This window comes from Microbacterium sp. MEJ108Y, assembly GCF_000834175.1.
In the GTDB taxonomy this organism is placed as follows: Bacteria; Actinomycetota; Actinomycetes; order Actinomycetales; family Microbacteriaceae; genus Microbacterium; species Microbacterium forte.
This window is the reverse complement of sequence record NZ_JXQX01000009.1, coordinates 40,914-62,670: the sequence shown is the minus strand read 5'-3', so window position 1 is coordinate 62,670 and position 21,757 is coordinate 40,914. Positions and strand designations below refer to the sequence as shown.

Below are 21,757 nucleotides of genomic sequence, written 5' to 3'. Positions count from 1 at the left end.
CGGGTGGGGGCCTTCGTCGTCGGGCGATCAGGGCGACGTGACCGCGGCCGGATGCCGGCGGATCGTGGCGCTCACCAGCGCGGCGACGGCGCAGAGGCCGGCGGCGGCGAACCAGGCGACGGTGTACTGGCCCGTGTGGTCGCGCACCATGCCCGCGAGGAACGAGGCGATGCCGGCGCCGATCTGGTGCGAGGCGAACACCCAGCCGAACACGAGGGGACCCCGATCGCCGAAGACCTCACGGCACAGTGCGATGGTCGGCGGAACCGTCGCCACCCAGTCGAGGCCGTAGATCACGATGAACACGACGATGCTCGGCTGCACCTCGGCCGACAGCAGGCTCGGCAGGAACAGCAGGCTCACGCCGCGCAGCGCGTAGTACGCGGCCAACAGGATGCGAGGGTTCACCCGGTCGGTCAGCCAGCCCGAGAACACCGTGCCGGCGATGTCGAAGATCCCGACCACGGCGAGCAGCCCGGCTGCGGTCGTCGTCGGCATCCCGTGGTCGTGCGCGCTGGGGATGAAGTGGGTGCCGATCAGGCCGTTGGTCGTGGCGCCGCAGATCGCGAATCCGATCGCGAGCGCCCAGAACGTCTTGGTGCGCGCGGCGTCGCGCAGTGTGGTGATCGCGAGTCGAGCGGCTCCCCACGCGCTGCCCTTCGGTCGTGCGGTCACGGTGACGGGTCCGCTGTCTCCGTAGCGGTTGACGCCGAGATCGCTCGGACGGTTGCGCACGAAGATCCAGACCAGGGGGACGACCGCGAGCGCACCCCCGGCGATGATCAGCGATGCCCCTCGCCAGCCGATGTCCTCGGCCGCCGCGGCGATCACCGGCAGGAAGATCAGCTGCCCGGTGGCGCTTCCGGCCGTGAGCACGCCCGACACGAGGCCGCGCCTGGTCGCGAACCAGGTGTCGGTGATCGTGGCCGCGAACACCAGCGCCATCGACCCGGTGCCGAGTCCGATGAGCACGCCCCACGTCAGGATGAGCTGCGCCGGGGTGGCGACGAAGACGCTCAGCGCAGCACCCGCTCCGATCACGAGCAGAGCGGTCACGGTGACGGCGCGGATGCCGAAGCGCTGCATGAGGGCGGCGGCGAACGGTGCTGTGAGGCCGAACAGCAGCAGGTTGACCGTGACGGCGAGAGAGAGCTCGGCCGTGGTCCAGCCGAACTCGTCCTGCAGAGGCAGCATCAGCACCCCTGGTGCAGCACGGAACCCGGCGGCTCCGATCAGTGCGATCAGTGCGACGAGTGCGACGATCCATGCGGGATGGATGCGGCGCTGCGGCATCGCGGGCGGCGTGGGTGTCGGAAGGTCGGTCGGCTCCTCGACCGATTCGGCGGTCATGCGGCGGTGCCTGATGCGAGCGCGAACGGCTCGCCGCCCATGCTGCGACGCGACCACCGGGTGGTGTCTGCGTCGAGCGGGGCGGCGCAGGTCGTGCACCAGTCTGCGGATGCCGCGAGCTCGCCGCAGCGCCCGCAGCTGACGGTCAGCCCCCAGGGGCCGTCGGGATCGGTGACGCGCGTGAATCTCGCGTAGGCGTGGAGGATCGGGAGGGTCTCTCGGCCGACCTCCGTCAGGAGATACCCCCGTTCGTCGTCGCGCCGCACGAGGCCCGCCTCGGTCATCGAGGCGAGGCGCCGGGCGAGCACGGAGTCGGCGGCTCCCGTGGCATCGCGCAGCTCATCGAAGCGGGTGCGACCCGAGAACAGCTCGCGCAGGATCAGAAGCACCCACGGGTCGGCGAGCACATCGGCGGAGCGGGCGATCGGACACGTGGCTGTCGACCAGTCGGAGCGGAGCGGCATCCAGTCACTTTCTTGAAGAAAGTTGTTGGTGTCAAGAGTCCGCGTCCGGAAAGGCGGAGTACCTGCGCGAGTCGGCAGGAAAACGACGAAGGGGCGAGCTACTCCGCGACGCGGGCCGCGATGTCGGTGCGGAAGTGCGAACCCTCGAGAGAGATGCGGCCGATGGCCTCGTATGCCCGGTCGCGCGCGGTGCGGAAGTCCGATGCCACAGCGACGACGTTCAGCACGCGCCCACCGGTGGCGATCAGCGAGCCGCCGGGCGCATCGGGGCTCGCGGTCGCAGCGTGCACGAGACGGACGCCCTCGACGGCCGCGGCGTCGGCCAGGCCCTCGATCGGGCGACCGGTCTGCGGAGCCTCGGGGTAGCCCTCGCTGGCCAGGACGACGGTGATGGCGACATCGTCGCTGAAGACCGGCTCGGGCTGGTCTTCGAGAGTGCCGGATGCCGCGGCGAACAGCAGCTCCGACAGCGGCGTCACGAGACGAGGCAGCACGATCTGGGTCTCGGGGTCGCCGAAGCGGGCGTTGAACTCGATCACGCGCACACCGGCGGGAGTCAGGATGAGCCCGGCGTAGAGCAGGCCTATGAACGGGGTGCCCTCCTCGTCGAGCTGACGGATCACGGGCAGGGCGACATCTCGGGTGACCTCTTCGACGAAGGCCTGCTCGCTGCCGAACTGGTCGGCCAGCCACGGCAGCGGCGAGTATGCGCCCATGCCCCCGGTGTTGGGACCTGCGTCGCCGTCGAGCGCACGCTTGAAGTCCTGCGCGGGGCTGAGCGCCCGCACGGTGTCGCCGTCGCTCAGGAAGAACAGCGAGACCTCGGGGCCTGAGAGGAACTCCTCGATGAGCACGGGGCCCGAGGACAGATAGTGCTCGGCGTGCGCGAGCGCCTCGGCGCGGTCGGACGTCACGATGACGCCCTTGCCTGCCGCCAGTCCATCGGCCTTCACCACATGGGGGGCTCCGAGGTCGTCGAACGCGGCCTCGACCTGGGCGGTCGTGGTGGCGCGCACCGCTCGTCCGGTGGGCACGCCGGCCGCATCCATGATCCGCTTGGCGAACGACTTGGATCCCTCGAGCTGCGCCGCAGCCTTGCCGGGGCCGAACACCGGAATGCCGTGCGCGCGCAGCACATCGGCGACACCGGCGACCAGCGGGGCCTCCGGGCCGACCACCACGAGGTCGACGGCGTGCTCGTTGGCGAAGGAGGTCACCGCGGCGCCGTCGAGCATGTCGAGGGTGACGGGCGTCGCGTCCTGCGCGATCCCGGCGTTGCCGGGGGCGACGAAGATCTCGTGCTCCGCGGTCTCTGCTCGCAGGGCGAGGATGATCGCGTGCTCACGGGCACCGGAACCGAGGACGAGAATCTTCACCCGTCCAGACTACCGAGGCGGACGCGCGCGTTTCGGCGGGTTGCGGCTCAGAGCTCGACCGGGCGCTCCGCCGACCGGTCCCACGGCATGGTCCAGCCTGCGGCGTCGAACAGCGCATCGAGCACCATCGCCGTGAAACCCCACACGATCGTGCCGTCGACGTCGAACGCCGGCCCCTTCCAGGCGCGACCCATGCGGTGAATGGTCGATGTGAACCGGGTCTTGGGGTCGAGCAGCTGTGCCACGGGCACACGGAACACGTCGACCGTCTCGGCGTGATCCACGGCCGCGACGCGCGATGGCGAACGCCACCAGCCGAGCACGGGGGTGACCATGTGGTTGCTCGCGGCGAGCGGGATCTCGGCAAGAGTGGCGAGGATCTCGACGCCGGCCGGGTCGAGACCGGTCTCCTCTTCGGCCTCGCGCAGGGCGGTGGCGACGGCATCCGCATCCGCATCCTCGGCCCGGCCGCCGGGGAACGACACCTGGCCGGGGTGCGACGACAGCGTGGCCGCTCGGCGCTGCAGCAGCACGTCGAGGTCGGCGGCCATGGTCGTGGCGTCGGTCTGAGCCGGGGTGCTGTCGAGCTTGCCGAACAGCACGAGCACGGACGCCGGATGCGCGCTGCCGTCGACCGGTGGCACAGGCCCCGTCCAGCCCTCACTGCGCTTCGCCGCGGCGAGCAGCTCGGCTCTCGCGCCGTGCAGGGTGTCGGGATTCTGGCTCATCGCCTCGAGCCTATGCCTGCGAAGAGCCTCCAGGGCAGTGCTGCGCTCGGCGTACCCTGTTCCCATGCCCTCCAGGAAGATCGACATCATCGATGGCCGCGCGGCGCTCGATGAGGTCAGGAGAGCGGATGCCGCGGGCGAGAAGCCGCAGCGCACCCCGCTCGCCACTGCCGTGCGCTATCTGCTGCAGCTGCTCGACGAGAAGGCTCCGGGCAACAGCGTCGAGGTGCGAGTGCCGCCGTTCGGCGCCGTGCAGGTGATCCAGGGCCCTCGGCATACGCGCGGAACCCCTCCGAACGTCGTCGAGATGGACCCGGCGACCTGGATCGCCGTCGCCACGGGCACGGAGCACTGGGCGGATGCCGCGGGCTCGGGCCGGGTGAGCGCATCGGGCACCCGCGCGGACCTCTCGGACGTCCTGCCGCTGCGTCCCTGACCGCAGCACTCGCAGCACCCTGAGCGCCCGCAGGACCCTCAGGTCGAGGGCCCCACCAGAGCGACGTCGAGATGCTCGGAAGACGGGGGAGCGACCCACAGGCAACGGTGGGAGAATGGATGCATGTCCTCCCACGATTCCTCCCAGACGGTCGAGGCGACCGTCCGCCGCGTGCCGCGCTTCGGCGTGTTCATGGGCATCGGCGTCGTGCTCGGCATCATCGCCGCCGGCATCCTGACGATGATGGGCAGTTACGAACCCTCCGACGCGGTCGGCGTCGTCTACCCGCCAGGGCAGGTGTTCGGGTTCCTTCTGCTGTGGACGGTGCCGATCGGCTTCGCCCTCGCGAGCATCGTCGCGCTGATCCTCGAGCGGCTCGCCCGCCGCCATGATCACGTCGTCACGGTCGAGCACGAGACGATCATCGAGAACGACTGACCCGGTCGGTGCGCAGCAGGCCGCGTCAGGCCAGCTCTGCGATGATCGGCCGGATCGCCGCGTCGAACGACACCACGTCGCGGCGCAGCCCGTCGGTCACCGCGACCGTGAGAGCGCCGATCCACCAGATCCCCCGCTGCGAGAACGGCAGCACCTGCACGTTGAGTTCGAACGAATGCGCTCGGCGCCCGATCTCGCGCTCGAACTCGGCGATCGCGCTCGCATAGGCACGGTACGCCTCGCCGCCGATGTTGCCGTTGCCCGACCGGCTCGCCATCGAGCTGCGGATCGACGCGACGTAGCGGTCGTGCGCGACGCGGGCGAAGTGCATCGCCGACTCCGCGTGCGGCGCGATCGCGTCGGCGAGCTGCTCGGCACCGGTCGCAGGCAGGGCCACGAGCGTGTCGAAGCCGTCGACGAGCTCGAGCGGCACGCCGGAGGGGTGCGCCCGAGGTTCGACCGTCATGTCCCAGAAGTCGCGCCACTGCTTCTCGAGCTCGGGCGTCACCTCGACGGCATCCGGCGCTCTGACGGGCAGATCGCGCAGGCTCGGCAGGTCTTCGGGGGCCCGGATGCCGAGGGATTGACGCAGCGCGAGCGCGACGAGCACTGGAACGCTCGCATCCTCGCGGATCAACCACTGCGGCTTGTCGGCCATGGCCCCATCGTAGGAGATCGCGGGCGGGGAGAGGAGGGCCCCGCGGGCGGTAGGCTGGAGGTGTGGCTGCCTCCCCCACCAATCCCTATTCCGAAGCCGGCGTCGATACCGCTGCAGGCGATCTCGCCGTCGAGCTGATGAAGTCTTCCGTGCGCGCTACGCACGGCCCTGAAGTGCTCGGCGGTGTCGGCGGCTTCGCCGGACTGTTCGACGCGAGTGCGCTGCGCGACTTCCGTCGCCCGCTGCTCGCGACCAGCACAGACGGCGTCGGCACGAAGGTCGCCATCGCGCAGGCCATCGACAAGCACGACACGATCGGCCAGGACCTCGTCGGCATGGTGGTCGACGACATCGTCGTGGTGGGCGCGAAGCCGCTCTTCATGACCGACTACATCGCCTGCGGCAAGGTCTTCCCGCAGCGCATCGCCGACATCGTGCGCGGCATCGCCGAGGCGTGCACCGCCACCGGCACCGCGCTCATCGGCGGCGAGACCGCAGAGCACCCCGGGCTCCTCGGCCCGCGCGACTACGACGTGGCAGGCGCCGCGACCGGAGTCGTCGAGGCCGACGGCATCCTGGGGGCCGACCGCGTGCAGGACGGCGACGTCGTGCTCGCCGTCGAGTCCAGCGGACTGCACTCCAACGGCTACTCGCTCGTGCGCCACATCGTCACGAACGCCGGAATCGGCTACGGCGACAACGCCGCCGACTTCGGCAAGACCTGGGGTGAGGCTCTTCTCGAGCCGACGCGCCTCTACACGCTTCCGCTGCTTCGTCTGATCGAGCAGCTCGGCGGCGCGACGGGCGCGGGCGGAGTGCACTCGCTCAGCCACGTCACCGGCGGCGGCATCGCGGCCAACCTCGCCCGTGTGCTCCCGCAGGGCAGCTGGGCCGAGGTCGACCGCAGCACGTGGTCGCCGAGCCCGGTCTTCCGCGTGCTCAGCGACATCGCAGGGTCGACGCTGGAATCCGCCGAGGGCACCTGGAACCTCGGCATCGGATTCCTCGCGATCGTCGCGGCCGACAAGAAGGATGCCGCCATCGCGGCGCTCGCGGCAGACGGCATGCCCGCGTGGCAGGTCGGAACCGTGGGCTTCGGCGCGCGTCCGGCAGGAGAGTTCGAACAGGGCGCCAAGGGCGTCGACGGTGGAGCAGTGCGCCTGGTCGGCGCCTATGCGGACGGAGCGAAGTAAGAGCCCATGTGCGGCATCGTCGGAATGGTGGGCTCTGCCCCGGTCAATCAGGACATCTACGACGCACTCCTGCTGCTGCAGCACCGCGGCCAGGATGCGACGGGAATCGCGACAGCTGAGGCGAACGGCGTCATGCACAACGCCAAGGCGCAGGGCATGGTCCGCGAGGCGTTCCGCACCCGCGACATGCGCGGGCTCCTCGGGAACGTCGGGCTCGGTCACGTGCGCTATGCGACCAAGGGCACGGCGTCGAACGAAGAGGAGATGCAGCCGTTCTACGTGAACGCGCCGTACGGCATCATCCTCATCCACAACGGCAACCTGACGAACACGCGCGAGCTCACGGCCGACATGGCCCAGCGCGACCGCCGTCACCTCAACTCCTCGAGTGACACCGAGCTGCTGCTCAACGTGCTCGCCGGCGAACTGCAGAACACGACGTCGACGGTCGACCTCGACGCCGAGCGGGTGTTCGAGGCCGTCGAGCGCACGCATGAGCGCATCGAGGGCGCCTATGCCGTCATCGCCGTGATCGCGGGCTACGGCCTGCTCGCGTTCCGCGACCCGTTCGGCATCCGCCCCCTCATCCTCGGTCGTCGCCCCTCGACCGTCCCTGGCGCGGAAGGCCGCGACGAATGGGTCGTCGCGAGCGAGTCGCTCGTGCTCGAGAACGCCGACTACGAGGTGGTCCGCGAGGTCGAGCCCGGCGAGGCGATCTTCATCACCAACGAGGGCGAACTGCACAGCAGGCAGTGCGCCAAGGATCCCGTGCTCGCGCCGTGCGCGTTCGAGTACGTCTACCTCGCTCGTCCCGACTCGGTCATGAACGGCGTCTCCGTCTACGAGTCGCGTCTGCGCATGGGCGACAAGCTCGCCGACACGATCGCCAAGCACGTGCCGATGGACAAGATCGACGTCGTCATGCCGATCCCCGACTCGTCTCGCCCCGCGGCCATGGAGGTCGCCCGCAAGCTGGGCATCGAATACCGCGAGGGCTTCTACAAGAACCGCTATGTCGGCCGCACCTTCATCATGCCCGGCCAGGCCGTGCGCAAGAAGAGCGTGCGTCAGAAGCTGAACGCGATGTCGACCGAGTTCCAGGGCAAGAACGTGCTGCTGATCGACGATTCGATCGTGCGGGGCACGACGTCGAAGCAGATCATCCAGATGGCCCGGGATGCCGGTGCCACCTCGGTGACGTTCGCGTCTGCCGCGCCGCCCGTGCGATACCCGCACGTCTACGGCATCAACATGCCGTCGCGCCATGAGCTCATCGCCCACGGACGGACGATCCCCGAGATCGCCACCGAGCTGGGCTGCGACCACCTGGTCTACCAGGAGGTGGAAGACCTCAAGGCTGCGATCACCGAGGGCTCCGTGCTGAACGATCTCGACATGAGCTGCTTCGACGGCCGGTACGTCACCGGCACGGTCTCCGACGAGTACCTCGCGTGGGTGGAGGGGTCGCAGACCTCGTGACCTCGGGTGCGCAGCCGCTCTGGCGTGGTCGCGCCCTCGCGCTGATCGGCATCGTGCTGGTCGCCTTCTCGTTGCGCTCGGCAGTGGCATCCCTGTCACCGGTGCTCGACCACGTCGCCGAGGACTTCGCGGTCTCGTCGGTCGTCGTGGGTCTGATCGGTGCCGCGCCGCCCGTGTGCTTCGCCGTCTTCGGTCTGCTCACTCCGCTGTTCGAGCGCCGGTTCGGGCTCGAGCGCGTGGCCGTGGTCGCGATCGCGCTGATCGCGACCGGGCTGCTGCTGCGCAGCCTCGCCGTCGACTCGACGTCGCTGCTCGCCGCGACGACCGTGGTGTTCGCGGGTGTCGGCTCGGGCAACGTGCTGCTGCCGCCTCTGGTCAAGAAGTACTTCCCCGATCGACTCGGTCTGATGATGACCGTGTACTCGACCACCATGGCCGTGTCGACGTTCGTGCCGCCGCTCGTCGCGGTGCCGCTCGCCGACTCGGCGGGGTGGCGGGTCTCGCTCGGCCTGTGGGGCGTGTTCGCCGCGATCGCTCTGGTGCCGTGGGTGGCGATGCTGGTCACGAGCCGAGCGGATGCCGTCGCCGCCGCGCAGACACGCGTCGATCCCGCCTCGACCGAGGTCGAGCGCGACGGGTACGACGCGGCATCCGTGGCGACCGGCCCGATCGCGACGACGCCTGCGAACCCCCGGGTCTTCGGCCGGCTGTGGCGGTTGCCGATGGCATGGTCCATCGCGCTGGTGTTCGCGGCGTCGTCGACGCTGGCCTACGTCTCCTTCGCCTGGCTGCCCTCGATCATGATCGACGTGGGTGGGGTGACGCCGGCGAATGCGGGGCTGCTGCTCTCACTGTTCGGTCTGATGGGTCTGCCGTGCTCCCTGCTCGTGCCCATCCTCATCGTCCGGTTCCAGGCCACGCGACCCGTGTTCGTCATCTCGATCGCCTGTGGCCTCATCGGACTCCTCGGATTCATCTTCCTCCCGACGGTGGCGCTGCCGATCTGGGTCGTGTTCTTCGGCCTCGCGCCAGGGCTGTTCCCGCTCGCTCTCGTGCTGCTCAGCATCCGCGCGCGCACGCCGGAGAGCGCCGTGGCGCTCAGCGGGTTCGTGCAGAGCATCGGATACGCGGTCGCCGCGGTGTTCCCGCTGTTGATCGGTCTGCTGCACGACATGACCGACAGCTGGCAGATCCCGCTCTGGCTTCTCGTCGGCGTTCTGATCGCGGTGATCCCCGCCGGGTGGATCGCGGGTCGTCGTCGCACCATCGAAGAGGACTGGGAGCGCCGGCACGGTCGCTGGTGACTCGCGGCGAGGTCACGGCACCGGTGCGACCTCAGCGTGCCCTCAGTGCGCCCGCACCTCGTCGCCGACGCTGATGGTGCCGCCGGCCCACTCGGCGGATCCGTCGGCCGCGGCACGCGGCGGAAGCAGCAGCCTGCCGAGCGTCGGCTCATCCTGTCCGAGGTCGTTCGTGAGGGTCTTGAGCACCTTCGCGTCACGGGCTCCGGTGTCGGGATTGGCGTGTGTCGCCAGGCACCGAACGATCGGGCCCGCTGTGCGGAACGACACCCGACCGATGCTCAGCTCACCCGTCCAGTCGAGCTCGGACCACGGGGCGACGTCATCGACGACGACGTTCGAGCGGAATCGCCGGTCATCGATGCCGAAGCCGAGGGCGTCGCTGAGCGCGTCGACGCTGCCGCGACTGTGCACCGAGACGTATCCGCGAGCGCGGTCCTGGAACCTCGACGTCACACCGTCGCCCACCAGCACGAGCGGCAGTCGTCCTGGGCGTCGGATGCGCCGGCCCTCCGCGCTTGCGAGCACGAACTCGGTCACGGCATCCGCGAGCTCCACACGGCCGGCGTCATCGAGTCCCGCCTCGACGAGCACTGCTCCGGCGTGCTCGATCCGCACGCGCTGCCGAGCGTCGTCGTAGTCGGTGCGCAGTGCCGCGAGCCCGGGGAAGTCCTGCAGCGAGAGGCCCTTCGCCTTCGGCCAGTGGTCGAGGCCGTCGTGGTGCTCCGGGGCCGTCGCCTCGGCGAAGCGGAACGCCAGCACGCGATCGCCCGCGATCCGGCCGTCGGCTTGCACGGTCAGCGAATCGACGGATTCGGGAGTGAAGCCCTTGATCGGGTGACGGAAGAGCGAGACGACACGAGCCATGAGGAGATCCTCTCAGGCTGTTAGGGGTCCGTCCGTCACCGACAGGACATCGGCAGCGACGGGTTCCGGCATTCCGGGCACGACGAAACCCCCGTGCATCGCACGGGGGAGTCGACGACGATCGAATCGGCGGTCAGGCCTTTTCGAGTTCGTCCTCGTCTTCGTCTGCATACTCGTCGGCCCACTTGTCGACATATGCGTCTTCAGCGTCGCTCGGGTGCGCGAGTTCGCGCTCGAGCGCCGAGTAGTTCACCGACGGACTGAACGACTTCAGTTCGCGGGCGATCTTGGTGTGTTTCGCCTTTTGACGGCCACGGCCCATGCCTGAGACCCCCTCACGAGTTAAGCTGCGGGCAACCATCTGCCCGAGTCATTCACGACACCGGCTGAGGGCCGGTAAGAGTAGCATTCAGAATAGCACGCGGCCAGACCGCACTGGCCCGTTGGCAGCTGGTGAAGGGAGCGATCCTCATGACCGACAACACCTCGACGCCCACCGACGAGGCCGCACAGAACGCGACACTGCAGAACGCCGTGATCGTCGGGATGCAGCCGGGGCAGCCCACGCGGGTGATCGAAGAAGCAGCGCGGTTCGCGCGGCTCCTCCGGGTGCCTCTCGTGGTGGCCCACGTCGACGTCACCCGCTTCGTCACCTACGAAGATCCCGATGGCTATGTGCACTCGGCGCCCATCGACATCAACATCGACGCCGGAGCAGCCGAGTTCGAGGCCGTGCAGGCCGAAGCCACTGCGGCGCTCGACGGCACAGGCCTGACGTGGACGGCCCGCCAGCTCGTCGGCGACCCTGCCCTCGCCATCAAGCAGCTCGCCACCAAGCTCGACGCCCAGCTGATCGTCGTCGGCACACGCAAACGTGGCATCGGCGAGTCGATCCGCGAGTTCTTCACGGGATCCGTCGCCGCCCGCCTCGCGCATCGCCAGCACAGGCCCGTGCTCGTCGTGCCCCTGCAGGACCCGGTTCCCGACACTCAGCCCGAGATCTGGACCGAGTAGGTCTCGGCCGACCCCTTCCGGTTCGGATGGCTGGCCGATCGCCGCACGGCTGGCGTCTTCCCGGACGGCCCAGCCAACCGGCAAGACGCCAGCCCACCGCACGACAGAAGCCCCTCTCGTCGAGTGACGGGAGGGGCTTCGGACGTGCGACGGGGTGAGGTCAGCGCCCGAGCGATGCCAGAGCGGTCGTGATCCCTCGGGCCGCGGCATCCAGCCCGTCCTCCAGCTGCGTGACGACGGATGCCGGCAGAGTGCCGCCCTTCGCCACGTGAGTGCGGAGGTCGGTGCGCACGCGCGCGCGGAAGGCGTTGATGACGGCATCCGCTCGGTGCAGCTCCTCGCGAGTGACGGTGCGCTCGTCGTCGCCCGCGGTGCGCGGGCGGGACTTGGATGCGGCGCGGTCGTCCTTCTCAGCCGTGGCCAGGTCTGCGCGAAGGCTCTTCATGGCCTCCTTGACGCTCTGACGCACCTCGTTGGCGATCAGTCGCACCGAGTCGGTGAGACCCGCCTCGATGCCGGCGAGGTCGCCCTCGCGTGACGCGAGCTCGGCGCGTCCGGCATCCGTGATCGCGTAGATCGTGGTGCGGCCGTCGACGGTCTTGCTGACCAGACCCTCCTCCTCGAGCTTCGCGAGCCGCGGATAGATGGTGCCGGCGCTGGGCGTGTAGGTGCCTCCCGTGCGATCGGTGAGAGCCTGGATGATGCCGTAGCCATGCTGGGGCGCCTCGGCGAGCAGCGAGAGCAGGTAGAGCCTGAGATCGCCGTGGGAGAACACTGCGGGACTCATGCTTCCTCCCATTCGGGGTCGTTCTCGATCGAGCTGGGCGTGCGGCGAAGGACCGTGACGCCGCCCGAGACGGAGTTCGCGCGCAGGTCGACGAAACGTCCGGCCAGCTCACCGGTCGAGCCGGTGTAGTTGTTGATCCCGGAGGAGCCACGCTCGACGCCGTCGATCAGCAGTCGTCCGCTCAGCGAGCGCACGACGTAGTTCGCGGCGAGTGACTCGTCGAGGCGCACGGTGGTGCCGCCGGAGACCGAGTTGACGTTGATGGCGTTCACGTCGCCGGCGGCGTCGACCAGCGTCGACCCCGAGACGATGTCGACGGTGGCGCGGCGGATGGTGCCGGTGACGGCGACATCTCCCGAGACGCTGTTCGCGTTGATCGAGCCGGTGAGGCCGCGCACCTGCACGTCGCCGGACACCGAGTTGACCGTGAGGTCGCCGATGAGGGTGTCGACGATGAGGTCACCCGAGACGGTGTTGAGGCGGGCGTCGTTGCGGATGCCCGAGACGAGAGCTCCGGCGCTGACGACGCCGAGGTTCAGGGCGATCGAGCGGGGCACGGCGACGCTGACCTCGGCCTTGGGGCCGCCCGAGCCGAAGTTGCGGAACACCTCGAGGAAGTTGTCCCAGCCGAGCTGCGGGTGGTCGATCTCGACCTCGCCGTCGTTCGCCTCGATGCGGAGGTCTTTGGTGGTGACACCGTGCACCTCGATGCGGATGCCGGGTTCGTCGTGTGCGATGACATCGACCTGACCGCCGACCAGACCGATCTTCAGCCGGGTGACGTTCTCGATGTCGATGACGCGTTCTTCGCCGGGGGCGATGAGCCACTTCTCGGTCATGTCTGCTTCTCCTGGTTCGAGGGAACACGATATATCGTGTGTGGCAAGAGTAACACGATATATCTCGATCTTGTCAAGGGTGTCTTTGGTCGCGGGCCGTCTGCAGGATCCGGGCACGTTGGCAGGACGGTTCGGGGGAGATGGTCCTGCAGTCGTGCTTCGGTCCTGCAAACGGTACGGGTGGGGTGCGGAAACGGCGACCTCAGACGAGGGGTGGAGTGTGCCAGATGCGGTCGATGTAGTCGCGGATCGAGCGGTCGGACGAGAAGAACCCGGTGCGGGCGACGTTGAGGATCGCGGAGCGGGTCCAGGAATCCTGGTCGGCGTATGCGGCATCCACCCGATCCTGCGCGGTGATGTACGTCGCATAGTCGGCGAGCACCATGAAGCGGTCCTCGTAGAGCAGGTTCGAGACGACGGGTTCGAACACCGAGCGGTCGCCGCGAGAGAAGGCGCCGGATGCGATCAGGTCGAGCGCCCGACGGAGGCCGTCATCGGCCTGGTAGAACTCCTGCGGCCGATAGCCGCGAGTGCTCAGCGCCTCGACCTCGGGCTCGCTCATGCCGAAGAGATAGAAGTTGTCGTCGCCGACGAGCTCGCGGATCTCGACGTTGGCCCCGTCATCCGTGCCGATGGTGAGCGCGCCGTTCAGCGCGAACTTCATGTTGCCGGTGCCAGACGCCTCCTTGCCGGCGAGCGAGATCTGCTCCGACAGGTCGGCGGCGGGGATCACGCGTTCGGCCAGAGTCACGTTGTAGTTCGGCGGGAAGACGACCTTCAGTCGACCCTCGAGTCGCGGGTCGGTGTTCACCACCTCGCCCACGGCGTTGATCAGGTGGATGATGCGCTTCGCCATCGCGTATCCGGGCGCGGCCTTCGCGCCGAAGATCGCCGTTCGCGGCACGACGTCAGACACGGCGATGCGCCCCGAGATCACGCCCTCGTAGGTGGTGACGATGTGCAGCACCTTCAGCAGCTGGCGCTTGTACTCGTGCAGACGCTTGACCATGACGTCGAGCATGTGGCCGTCGCTGATCTCGACGCCGTCCCGTTCGCGCAGCACCTCGCTCAGGCGGCGCTTGTTCGCGGCCTTGACCCGGGCGAACGCCGAGCGGAATTCGGCATCGTCGGCGAACGGCTCGAGCTCATGCAGCCGTTCGAGCTCAGTCGTCCAGCCGTCTCCGATCGCCGCGGTGATGAGGGACGAGAGCTCGGGGTTCGCGAGACGCAGGAACCGACGCGGGGTGACGCCGTTCGTGACGTTCGTGAACTTGCCGGGGAAGAACGCGTCGAAGTCGCTGAGCACCTTCTCGCGAAGCAGCTGCGAGTGCAGCTCGGCGACGCCGTTGACCTTCGCGCCGGCGACGGTCGCGAGGTACGCCATGCGCACCGAGCGCTCCGGATGCTCGGCGATGATCGACATGTTGCGCACGAGCATCTCGTCGTCGCCGAAGCGCTCGCGCACCGCCACGAGGAACTCGTCGTTGATGCGGTAGATGATCTCGAGGTGGCGCGGCAGCAGTCTGCCCAGCAGCTCGACCGGCCAGACCTCGAGCGCCTCGGGAAGCAGAGTGTGGCACGTGTAGGCGAAGCACTGCTGGGTGATCGCCCACGCGGCATCCCACTCGAGGTGCTTCTCGTCGATGAGCACGCGCATGAACTCGGGCACCGCGATCACCGGGTGGGTGTCGTTGAGCTGGAAGATCACGCGCTCGGGGAGGTTCGCCAGGTCGAAGCCGTCGGCGAGCATGTTGTCGAGGAAGTCGTGGATGGATGCGGCGACGAAGAAGTACTGCTGCTGCAGGCGCAGTTCCTTGCCCTGCGGGGTGGAGTCTTCGGGGTAGAGCACCTTCGAGATGTTCTCGGCGAACGTCTGCGCTCGCACGGCCTCTTCGTAGTCGCCCGAGTTGAAGATGCGCAGGTCGAAGGCGCTCGTGGCGACCGCGCTCCACAGCCGGAGGGTGTTGACGCGGCCGTTCCGGAATCCGGGGACCATGTAGTTGTAGGGCACGGCCTGCACGTTCCACGCGGGGACCCACCGGCTGCGCGTGACGCCGTCGTCGTCGTATTTCTCGGTGTGGCCGCCGAACGCGATCGTCTGCGCGTCTTCGGGTCGCGCGAACTCCCACGGGGAGCCGAGCGCAAGCCAGGCGTCGGGCTGCTCGACCTGCTGACCGTCGACGAACGTCTGACGGAAGATCCCGTACTCGTAGCGGATGCCGTAGCCGATGCTCGGCACAGCCATCGTGGCGAGCGAGTCGATGAAGCAGGCGGCGAGGCGCCCGAGTCCGCCGTTGCCGAGACCTGGCTCGACCTCGTGCGCGCGCAGCTCGTCGAGCGAGACGCCGCACGACGCCAGGGCTTCGCCGGCGACCTCGGTGAGGTCGGCCGCGAGCAGGTTGTTGTCGAGCTGACGGCCCAGCAGGTACTCGGCCGAGAGGTAGCAGACGCCCTTCGCCTGCACCTCCTTCTGGTGCCGCACGTCTTCGAGCCAGCGTGCCATCAGGTACTCGCGCACCGTGTGGGCGAGCGCGAGATAGCGGTCATTCGCGCTGGATGCCGACAGCGCGACGCCGCGGTCGAAGTTGAGGTTGTGCAGGAAGCGCTCGACGAACTCATCCGCAGTGCTCGGCGGAGCGATCACGGGAGCGAGGGCGAGCGGATGCAGAGGGGAGTGTGATTCGGGCACGAGACGACCGTAGCGAGCGACGAGCCGATTCGTGTGACGCGCGGATGAAGAATATCGGTTGGGCAGCAAGCTTGACCTTGACGCAACGTCAACTTCTACCGTGGAGATATCGAAGAACGGATCCACGGAAGGAGGACTCGATGACCGGTCGTGATTGGTCGATCCAGGAGATCGCCCGACTCGCGGGCACCACCAGCAGAACGCTGCGTCACTACGACGACGTGGGCCTGCTGTCACCCTCGCGCATCGCGCACAACGGCTATCGCCACTACGACGAGGCCGCGCTCGTGCGCCTGCAGCGCATCCTGCTGCTGCGTGAGCTCGGACTCGGTCTGCCGCAGATCGCGGAGGTGCTGAACCCGGTGAATGCGCGGCAGAGCGAGGAGTCCGCTCTCGAGACACACCTCGCGCTGCTGCGCGAGGAGCAGAACCGGCTGGCGCGGCAGATCGCGTCGGTCGAGAACACCATCAACGCACTGAAAGGAGGTGAAGAACTCATGGCAGAGAACATGTTCGACGGCTTCGACCACACCCAGTACAAGGAGGAGGTCGAAGAGCGCTGGGGTCGCAAGGCCTACGCCGACAGCGACCGCTGGTGGCGCGGGATGACCGATGCCGAGCGCGCCGACTGGCAGCAGCGTGTGTCCGACCTCGGTCGCGACTGGATCGCCGCCGCAGAGAGCGGCATCGACCCGGCATCCGCCGAGGCTCAGGATGTCGCTCGGCGCCACGTCGAGTGGCTCACCGGCATCCCCGGAACCCCCGCGGCCGTGCCGGGTGGTGACGTGAAGGGATACGTGATCGGGCTCGGAGAGATGTACGTCGCCGACCCGCGCTTCGGCGCGAACTACGCGACGTCGGCCGGCGGCACGCAGGGAGCGGAGTTCGTCCGCGACGCCCTCCGCATCTACGCGGACGGCAACCTGTGACCCATCCCGGTCGTTGAGCGACGACGACGGAGTCGACGGAGACGAAATGTAGTGGGCCGGTCTCGTTTCGGTGGGGCGTTTCGTCTCGCTCGGCTTCGCCGTGCTCGCTCAACGACCGGGGAGCGACGAGACGCCCCGCTTTGCACAGATCGAGACACCAGGGCAAGGCCGAGAGCGGATGCCGGGGGTGGGCGTAGGGTCGGGTCATGGGCCACCGCCGCAGACGCACCGACGCCGCGCCGCTCTTCGCCGCGGCGGCCGTCGCCTACACCGCGAACGTCGCCCTCGGGACGGCGGTCGCCGCCAAGGTCATCGACACGAGCAACTTCCGCTGGCTGCACCATGCGATCTACGTCGCCACCTGCGCCACCGCTGCCGCCGCGTTCTCGGCGATCATCTGGGGCCGGCCGACGCATGCGAGCCGCCGCGCCGCCCTGGCGCTCGCGCCCGCCGCCGCTCCCCTCGCCGCCATCCCCTACCTGGGCACGCACAGCCGACGGCATCCGCTCGTCGCGCTCGCCGCGGCCCCCTTCATCGTCGCGGGCCTCATCTGCTCGCGCCTCGCCACCGACCGGAAGTGAACGCATGGAACTGCTCGACGCCATCCGCCGCCGCAAGACCACGAACGGGCCGTTCCTGCCCGACCCGGTGTCGGAGGAGCATCAGCGCATCCTGCTCGAGGCGGCCGGTCGTGCCCCTTCGCAGCTGAACAGCCAGCCGTGGCGGTTCGTGGTCATCGAGAACCGCGACACCATCGATCAGATCGCGCGCATCTCGGGCGAGAGCATGACCGAGGCCATGTCGAATGGGACGTTCTTCGAGCGCTACAAGCCGTACTTCCGGTTCAGCCAGGCCGAGATGGAAGAGAAGCGCAGCGGGATGCTGTTCGACAAGCTCCCTGCAGCGCTCCGCCCGTTCACGAGCCAGGTGTTCACCAAGCGCGGCCAGAAGCTGATGAACACGTTCGGGGTGCCCAAGACCCTGGGCGAGGAGAACCACAAGCTGGTCGGCGGCTCGCCGCTGCTGCTCGGTGTGATGCTTGATCGCAGTGAGTACCGGCCCGGCCAGCTCTCGTCGTTCTACTCGGTGTTCAGCATGGGCGCCGCGATGGAGAACGTCTGGCTCACCACGGTCGAGCTCGGCATGGGCATCCAGTTCATCTCGTTCCCGATGGAGGTCCCCGGGCGGTGGGAGGAGATCATCGACCTGCTCCATGTGCCCGATGACCTCGAGCTCATGGCGGTCTACCGCCTCGGCTATCTGCCACCCGAGCAGCGCCGCCCGGCGATCGACTGGTCGAGCCATCAGCGCAAGCTCGCCTCGCAGTATGTGTTCCGTGAGAACTGCGACGAGCCCCAGCAGGGCTGGGACGCGCCGCCGCCGGGTGCGGGCGCCCCGCCGACGAGCTGAGCGTCAGCCCCCGCTCTTGCGGGGGAGGACCTTCAGATCCTGCAGCGCCGGGCCCTCGATGCGGGTGCCGTCGGCGGCGAACCGCGAGGCGTGCAGCGGGCAGTCCCAGGTGCACTCGGCATCGTTCCAGTCGAGCACTCCGCCCAGGTGCGGGCAGACGGCCGAGACCGCGCGGGTGACTCCGTCGACCGTCGAGATTCCGACCGGGCGTCCGCTGCGGTTGGCGACCACACCCTCGCCCTCCGCTGGCTTCGGAACCGGCACGGGGTTGCGCTCGGCCTCGACCCATCCGCTCGTCGCGGCGGCCGCCACCTTCGCTCCTTCTGCGGCTCCTCGGGCGAGATCGGCCGGCACCGTCAGCCTCGTGCCGAGCTTGACCATCCATGACGGCCGATCGTGCCAGTTGGCGCCGAGGATCTCTGCGGTCAGACGCAGAGCAGCGGCCGGCGCGTTCGACAGCCCCCATTTGGCGTAGCCGGTCGCGAAGCGGATGCTGCCGAATCCTCGCGGCATCGCGCCCACGAACGGGATCTGGTTGTGCGACTCGTAGTCCTGCGCCGACCAGCGGTGTGTCTCCTCGGCATCCGGAAAGTACTGCTTCGTCCAGTCGATCAGATCGTCGACCGCGGCGGCCTCGCTGTCGGAGCGCCCGACCGGATGCCCGTTGCCGCCGACGATGAGCTGCGCCGTGCCGCCGGGGCCGTCGGCGGGCGAGACCGGACGGATCGACCGGCTGGGGGAGTCGAGCGAGATGAAGGTCGACTCCGGCACGTCGCCTGCGACGCGGAACGAGACGCAGTAAGACCGGAAGGCGCGCATCTTCGCGAAGTACAGCCCGCGGTCGAGGATCGGATAGCCCGTCGCGATCACGATGTGCTCCGCGAACATGGGCCCGACCGGGGTCTCGACGCGCGGCTCGGGAAGGACGTGGGTGGCGGTGACCCGGGTTCCCGTGTGCAACGTGCCGCCGGTCGCGAGCAGCTCCTCGGCGAGCGCCTGCGTCACGAGCGCAGGGTCGATGGTCACCTGGTCGTCGAGCGCGACGGCGCTGACGACGGGGAATGCCGCCTCCGAGAGCTCCTCCCGAGTGAGCATCCTGGTCGCGAGGCCCGCTTCGCGCGCCGCCTCGTGCACCTCGCGCACCGAGTCGACGCCGTTCGGATCCTGCGCGTAGGAGTGGTCGGCTCGCCGCTCGTACGAGACGCCCGCGTAGTCGGCGAAGCCGACCAGCCAGTCCATGCCCTCGCGGTTGCCTTCGACGTACGCCTGCACGAGGGAAGCGGAGTGATGCCTGCGGATCTCGGCGAGCCGCTTGCCCTGCAGCAGGGTGAGCTTGCCGGTGTTGCCGCCGGTCGCCAGCTCGGCGACCTCCCCCGCCTCGATCACCGCCACGTCGAGCCCCGCGCGCGTGAGCATGACTGCGGTGGTGAGGCCGGTGAGGCCCGCACCGACGATGATCACGTCGTGCCGTGCGCCGGGATCGAACGGTGTGCCGATGGGCGGGGTCCGGTCGAGCTTCCACAGTGGCTTCATGGCGTCAGTCTTCGCCCCGACGCCGCGCAACCACACCCGGTTGACAATCAGCGGATGCGTTGCAATGGCGCGGCTAGAGTTGTCGCGTGACTCTCCGCAGCCTCCTCCTCGTCTTCGCGGGAGGCAGCATCGGCACGGCGGCGCGGCTCGCGGTCGCGCTCTGGATTCCGGATGCCGGAGGCTTCCCGGTCGCCACCCTCACCGTCAACGTGCTCGGGGCGCTGCTGATCGGCATCCTCGCCGCTCGGCTGCCGCAGACCACGGGCCTGCGGGTGTTCCTCGGCACCGGCGTGCTCGGCGGCTTCACGACCTACAGCGCGTTCATGACCGGTGCGGTGGAACTCTGGGCGGATGCTCCGCTGCTCGCCTTCGTCTACGCCGCGGCCAGTCTCGTTCTCGGCCTTGCCGCGGCCGCGGCGGGGCTGCGTCTCGGCCGACCTCGTCCGCCCGCCCGCCTCGACGGAGCAGCAGCCGCATGAGCCCGCTGCTGTTCATCGGAGCCGCACTCGCCGGAGGCGTGGGAGCAGCGCTGCGCTATCTCGTCGACCTCGGTGTCGCGAGGGTCGCGGGTCGGCGCTTCCCGTGGGGCATACTCCTCGTGAACCTCAGCGGGTCGTTCGCACTGGGCGTCATCACCGCGGCGCTTCCTGACGGCGCGTTCCTGCTCGGAGCCGGTCTGCTCGGGGGATACACCACGTTCAGCACGGCGATGCTAGACACGGTCGCGCTGTGGCGCGACGGCGAGCGAACGGCATCCGCATTCAATGCCGTGGGGATGCTGCTGCTCGGTCTGCTCGCGGCAGGGCTGGGGATCGCGCTCGGCTCGATGCTCTGACGACGACGCGGGTCTGCCCCCCCTCGCAGTGAGATTCATGCTTGACCCGATCGTCCGCACCGGGCTAGTCTCCTTGCTAATCGTTTAACTGCTAATCGTTTAACACGAGAATCCGACGCAGCGACGATCCCCTGCACCCGTCGAAGGAGACACCGATGCCCCGCACTTCCCCCCGCGCCCTCGGCGCCCTCGCCGCCTCTGCGGCAGCCGTCCTCGCGCTCAGCGCCTGCTCGTCGTCGGCCGGGGGCGAGAGCTCGTCCGGCGGCGATGTCACCCTCAGCTACGCCATCTGGGACGAGAACCAGAAGCCCGCCATGGAGGACATCGCCGCGGCGTTCGAGAAGGAGAACCCGAACGTCACGATCGACATTCAGGTGACGCCCTACAAGGAGTACTTCACCAAGCTTCAGACCGCGGCCACCGGCGGATCCGCGGCCGACGTGTTCTGGATGAACGGCCCGAACTTCCAGCTCTACGCCTCGAACGGCCAGCTCGCGCCGCTGGACGATGCGGGGGTGGATGCCGCCGACTACCCGCAGGGCCTCATCGACCTCTACACCTTCGACGGAAAGCTCTACGGCGCTCCCAAGGACTTCGACACCGTCGCCCTCTGGTACAACAAGGAGCTCTTCGACGCGGCCGGCGTCGAGTACCCGAGCGCAGGCTGGACCTGGGATGACTTCACCGCGGCGGCCGCCGCGCTGACCGACCCTGCCACGGGGCAGTTCGGTGTCGCAGCCAGCCAGTACGGGCAGGAGAACTTCTACAACTCGATCGCCCAGGCAGGTGGCGAGGTCATCTCGGCAGACGGAACCGAGAGCGGCTACGGCTCGCCCGAGGCGCTCGCCGGCATCGAGCTGTGGACCGACCTCATCGAGGCCGGTTCCTCGCCGACAGCGCAGCAGATGACCGACACCAACCCCGAGGACTTCTTCCTCTCGGGCAAGGTCGCCATGTTCCAGAACGGTTCGTGGGCCGCCATCGCCTACGGAGACAACGCCGACATCGCCGACAAGGTCGACGTGGCGCCGCTGCCCGAGGGCCCCGACGGCAACCAGAGCGTGATCCACGGCGTGGGCAACGTCGCCAACGCGAAGAGCCCGCACGTCGCAGAGGCCAAGGCGTTCGCGGCCTTCGCCAGCGGCGAGGAGGCCGCCGAGATCCAGGCAGAGACCGGCACGGTGATCCCCGCGTTCAACGGCACCCAGCAGGGGTGGGTCGACGCACTGCCGCAGTACGACCTGCAGGTCTACATCGACGCGCTCGATTCCGCGGTGCCCTACCCGGTCTCGAAGAGCACGTCCGCGTGGACCAGCATCGAGAGCGAGGTGCTCTCGCAGGTGTGGTCGGGCGCCGTCGCCCCCGCAGAGGGCCTGAAGGACCTGGCCGAGCAGATGCAGACCGCGCTGGACGCCGAGCAGGAGTAACCGG

Annotated in this window: 23 protein-coding genes; 12 read left to right on the top strand and 11 right to left on the bottom strand. The window is 68.8% G+C overall.

What is annotated here, in order from left to right; translation table 11 throughout:
- Window positions 1-27: 27 nt before the first annotated feature.
- The 4 genes from RU09_RS04645 to RU09_RS04630 all read right to left on the bottom strand — a co-directional run bounded on the left by RU09_RS04645 (window position 28) and on the right by RU09_RS04630 (window position 3,918).
- On the bottom strand, window positions 28-1,350 hold the full coding sequence (locus tag RU09_RS04645) for an MFS transporter (RefSeq protein WP_042538013.1): 1,323 nt from the start codon (window positions 1,348-1,350) through the stop codon (window positions 28-30).
- Window positions 1,347-1,814, bottom strand: coding sequence for a winged helix-turn-helix transcriptional regulator (locus RU09_RS04640; RefSeq protein WP_042538011.1), 468 nt, complete (start codon window positions 1,812-1,814; stop codon window positions 1,347-1,349). The genes RU09_RS04645 and RU09_RS04640 overlap by 4 nt, the downstream gene beginning before the upstream one ends.
- A gap of 98 nt (window positions 1,815-1,912) precedes the next feature.
- Window positions 1,913-3,190 (bottom strand): phosphoribosylamine--glycine ligase, encoded by a 1,278-nt coding sequence (purD, locus tag RU09_RS04635; protein WP_042538009.1) that lies wholly within the window; start codon window positions 3,188-3,190, stop codon window positions 1,913-1,915.
- 47 nt (window positions 3,191-3,237) lie between these two features.
- Window positions 3,238-3,918: an NUDIX hydrolase gene (locus RU09_RS04630; RefSeq protein WP_042538006.1), complete on the bottom strand. Its 681-nt coding sequence runs from the start codon at window positions 3,916-3,918 to the stop codon at window positions 3,238-3,240.
- 64 nt (window positions 3,919-3,982) lie between these two features.
- Between RU09_RS04630 and RU09_RS04625 the strand changes: the two genes are divergently transcribed.
- Both RU09_RS04625 and RU09_RS04620 read left to right on the top strand, forming a co-directional pair.
- Window positions 3,983-4,354: a sterol carrier family protein gene (locus tag RU09_RS04625; RefSeq protein ID WP_042538320.1), complete on the top strand. Its 372-nt coding sequence runs from the start codon at window positions 3,983-3,985 to the stop codon at window positions 4,352-4,354.
- A 123-nt stretch (window positions 4,355-4,477) separates the two neighbouring features.
- A complete protein-coding gene (locus RU09_RS04620) occupies window positions 4,478-4,792 on the top strand; it encodes a hypothetical protein (protein ID WP_042538004.1) in 315 nt (104 codons plus the stop codon).
- 25 nt (window positions 4,793-4,817) lie between these two features.
- On the opposite strand, the gene RU09_RS04615 is transcribed toward RU09_RS04620, so the two are convergent.
- Window positions 4,818-5,450, bottom strand: a complete 633-nt coding sequence (locus RU09_RS04615) for a hypothetical protein (RefSeq protein WP_042538002.1) — start codon at window positions 5,448-5,450, stop codon at window positions 4,818-4,820.
- A gap of 62 nt (window positions 5,451-5,512) precedes the next feature.
- On the opposite strand from RU09_RS04615, the gene purM reads away from it, so the two are divergent.
- From purM to RU09_RS04600, 3 genes are read left to right on the top strand one after another with little or no spacing between them, the layout of a single operon-like run.
- Entirely contained in the window at window positions 5,513-6,643 is a 1,131-nt protein-coding gene (gene purM / locus RU09_RS04610) for a phosphoribosylformylglycinamidine cyclo-ligase (protein ID WP_042538000.1), read from the top strand.
- Between the two features lie 6 nt (window positions 6,644-6,649).
- Window positions 6,650-8,122 (top strand): amidophosphoribosyltransferase, encoded by a 1,473-nt coding sequence (gene purF / locus RU09_RS04605; protein WP_042537998.1) that lies wholly within the window; start codon window positions 6,650-6,652, stop codon window positions 8,120-8,122.
- Window positions 8,095-9,426: an MFS transporter gene (locus tag RU09_RS04600; RefSeq protein ID WP_228385640.1), complete on the top strand. Its 1,332-nt coding sequence runs from the start codon at window positions 8,095-8,097 to the stop codon at window positions 9,424-9,426. The genes purF and RU09_RS04600 overlap by 28 nt, the downstream gene beginning before the upstream one ends.
- Window positions 9,427-9,468: 42 nt before the next feature.
- Here RU09_RS04600 and RU09_RS04595 read toward each other — a convergent pair whose 3' ends face one another.
- The gene (locus tag RU09_RS04595) at window positions 9,469-10,290 is read right to left on the bottom strand and encodes an MOSC domain-containing protein (RefSeq protein ID WP_042537996.1); all 822 of its coding nucleotides are present in this window, start codon (window positions 10,288-10,290) and stop codon (window positions 9,469-9,471) included.
- Between the two features lie 133 nt (window positions 10,291-10,423).
- Window positions 10,424-10,612, bottom strand: coding sequence for a DUF3073 domain-containing protein (locus tag RU09_RS04590; RefSeq protein ID WP_042537993.1), 189 nt, complete (start codon window positions 10,610-10,612; stop codon window positions 10,424-10,426).
- Window positions 10,613-10,761: 149 nt separating this feature from the next.
- Here RU09_RS04590 and RU09_RS04585 point away from each other — a divergent pair, with 149 nt between their 5' ends.
- Entirely contained in the window at window positions 10,762-11,304 is a 543-nt protein-coding gene (locus RU09_RS04585) for a universal stress protein (protein WP_042537991.1), read from the top strand.
- 160 nt (window positions 11,305-11,464) lie between these two features.
- On the opposite strand, the gene RU09_RS04580 is transcribed toward RU09_RS04585, so the two are convergent.
- The 3 genes from RU09_RS04580 to RU09_RS04570 all read right to left on the bottom strand — a co-directional run bounded on the left by RU09_RS04580 (window position 11,465) and on the right by RU09_RS04570 (window position 15,619).
- Complete coding sequence (locus RU09_RS04580) at window positions 11,465-12,091, bottom strand: PadR family transcriptional regulator (protein ID WP_042537989.1); 627 nt, start codon at window positions 12,089-12,091, stop codon at window positions 11,465-11,467.
- Window positions 12,088-12,930 carry a DUF4097 family beta strand repeat-containing protein gene (locus tag RU09_RS04575; RefSeq protein ID WP_042537987.1) on the bottom strand — a complete coding sequence of 281 codons (843 nt, stop codon included), beginning with the start codon at window positions 12,928-12,930 and terminating at the stop codon, window positions 12,088-12,090. Before RU09_RS04575 ends, RU09_RS04580 begins: the two co-directional genes overlap by 4 nt.
- A gap of 202 nt (window positions 12,931-13,132) precedes the next feature.
- Window positions 13,133-15,619 carry a glycogen/starch/alpha-glucan phosphorylase gene (locus tag RU09_RS04570; RefSeq protein WP_042537984.1) on the bottom strand — a complete coding sequence of 829 codons (2,487 nt, stop codon included), beginning with the start codon at window positions 15,617-15,619 and terminating at the stop codon, window positions 13,133-13,135.
- Between the two features lie 140 nt (window positions 15,620-15,759).
- Between RU09_RS04570 and RU09_RS04565 the strand changes: the two genes are divergently transcribed.
- The 3 genes from RU09_RS04565 (at window position 15,760) to RU09_RS04555 (ending at window position 17,958) form a co-directional block, all read left to right on the top strand.
- On the top strand, window positions 15,760-16,548 hold the full coding sequence (locus RU09_RS04565; RefSeq protein ID WP_042537982.1) for a MerR family transcriptional regulator: 789 nt from the start codon (window positions 15,760-15,762) through the stop codon (window positions 16,546-16,548).
- Between the two features lie 206 nt (window positions 16,549-16,754).
- Window positions 16,755-17,129 carry a hypothetical protein gene (locus RU09_RS04560; protein WP_042537978.1) on the top strand — a complete coding sequence of 125 codons (375 nt, stop codon included), beginning with the start codon at window positions 16,755-16,757 and terminating at the stop codon, window positions 17,127-17,129.
- A gap of 4 nt (window positions 17,130-17,133) precedes the next feature.
- The gene (locus RU09_RS04555; RefSeq protein WP_042537977.1) at window positions 17,134-17,958 is read left to right on the top strand and encodes a nitroreductase family protein; all 825 of its coding nucleotides are present in this window, start codon (window positions 17,134-17,136) and stop codon (window positions 17,956-17,958) included.
- Between the two features lie 3 nt (window positions 17,959-17,961).
- On the opposite strand, the gene RU09_RS04550 is transcribed toward RU09_RS04555, so the two are convergent.
- On the bottom strand, window positions 17,962-19,491 hold the full coding sequence (locus RU09_RS04550; protein WP_042538316.1) for an FAD-dependent oxidoreductase: 1,530 nt from the start codon (window positions 19,489-19,491) through the stop codon (window positions 17,962-17,964).
- 86 nt (window positions 19,492-19,577) lie between these two features.
- On the opposite strand from RU09_RS04550, the gene RU09_RS04545 reads away from it, so the two are divergent.
- The 3 genes from RU09_RS04545 to RU09_RS04535 all read left to right on the top strand — a co-directional run bounded on the left by RU09_RS04545 (window position 19,578) and on the right by RU09_RS04535 (window position 21,753).
- Window positions 19,578-19,970: a fluoride efflux transporter FluC gene (locus RU09_RS04545; protein ID WP_042537975.1), complete on the top strand. Its 393-nt coding sequence runs from the start codon at window positions 19,578-19,580 to the stop codon at window positions 19,968-19,970.
- Window positions 19,967-20,326: a fluoride efflux transporter FluC gene (locus RU09_RS04540; protein WP_042537972.1), complete on the top strand. Its 360-nt coding sequence runs from the start codon at window positions 19,967-19,969 to the stop codon at window positions 20,324-20,326. The genes RU09_RS04545 and RU09_RS04540 overlap by 4 nt, the downstream gene beginning before the upstream one ends.
- A gap of 155 nt (window positions 20,327-20,481) precedes the next feature.
- A complete protein-coding gene (locus RU09_RS04535; protein ID WP_042537970.1) occupies window positions 20,482-21,753 on the top strand; it encodes an ABC transporter substrate-binding protein in 1,272 nt (423 codons plus the stop codon).
- Window positions 21,754-21,757 lie beyond the last annotated feature (4 nt).

Bases quoted from the DNA above. Each gene is read 5' to 3' on its own strand.
- RU09_RS04625 (WP_042538320.1), top strand. From the start codon at position 3,983: ATGCCCTCCAGGAAGATCGACATCATCGATGGCCGCGCGGCGCTCGAT.
- RU09_RS04550 (WP_042538316.1), bottom strand. From the start codon at position 19,491: ATGAAGCCACTGTGGAAGCTCGACCGGACCCCGCCCATCGGCACACCG.
- RU09_RS04640 (WP_042538011.1), bottom strand. From the start codon at position 1,814: ATGCCGCTCCGCTCCGACTGGTCGACAGCCACGTGTCCGATCGCCCGC.
- RU09_RS04565 (WP_042537982.1), top strand. From the start codon at position 15,760: ATGACCGGTCGTGATTGGTCGATCCAGGAGATCGCCCGACTCGCGGGC.
- RU09_RS04620 (WP_042538004.1), top strand. From the start codon at position 4,478: ATGTCCTCCCACGATTCCTCCCAGACGGTCGAGGCGACCGTCCGCCGC.
- RU09_RS04595 (WP_042537996.1), bottom strand. From the start codon at position 10,290: ATGGCTCGTGTCGTCTCGCTCTTCCGTCACCCGATCAAGGGCTTCACT.
- RU09_RS04535 (WP_042537970.1), top strand. From the start codon at position 20,482: ATGCCCCGCACTTCCCCCCGCGCCCTCGGCGCCCTCGCCGCCTCTGCG.
- RU09_RS04575 (WP_042537987.1), bottom strand. From the start codon at position 12,930: ATGACCGAGAAGTGGCTCATCGCCCCCGGCGAAGAACGCGTCATCGAC.
- RU09_RS04540 (WP_042537972.1), top strand. From the start codon at position 19,967: ATGAGCCCGCTGCTGTTCATCGGAGCCGCACTCGCCGGAGGCGTGGGA.
- RU09_RS04645 (WP_042538013.1), bottom strand. From the start codon at position 1,350: ATGACCGCCGAATCGGTCGAGGAGCCGACCGACCTTCCGACACCCACG.
- purF (WP_042537998.1), top strand. From the start codon at position 6,650: ATGTGCGGCATCGTCGGAATGGTGGGCTCTGCCCCGGTCAATCAGGAC.
- RU09_RS04590 (WP_042537993.1), bottom strand. From the start codon at position 10,612: ATGGGCCGTGGCCGTCAAAAGGCGAAACACACCAAGATCGCCCGCGAA.
- RU09_RS04630 (WP_042538006.1), bottom strand. From the start codon at position 3,918: ATGAGCCAGAATCCCGACACCCTGCACGGCGCGAGAGCCGAGCTGCTC.
- RU09_RS04560 (WP_042537978.1), top strand. From the start codon at position 16,755: ATGGGCCACCGCCGCAGACGCACCGACGCCGCGCCGCTCTTCGCCGCG.
- RU09_RS04585 (WP_042537991.1), top strand. From the start codon at position 10,762: ATGACCGACAACACCTCGACGCCCACCGACGAGGCCGCACAGAACGCG.
- RU09_RS04555 (WP_042537977.1), top strand. From the start codon at position 17,134: ATGGAACTGCTCGACGCCATCCGCCGCCGCAAGACCACGAACGGGCCG.
- RU09_RS04580 (WP_042537989.1), bottom strand. From the start codon at position 12,091: ATGAGTCCCGCAGTGTTCTCCCACGGCGATCTCAGGCTCTACCTGCTC.
- RU09_RS04615 (WP_042538002.1), bottom strand. From the start codon at position 5,450: ATGGCCGACAAGCCGCAGTGGTTGATCCGCGAGGATGCGAGCGTTCCA.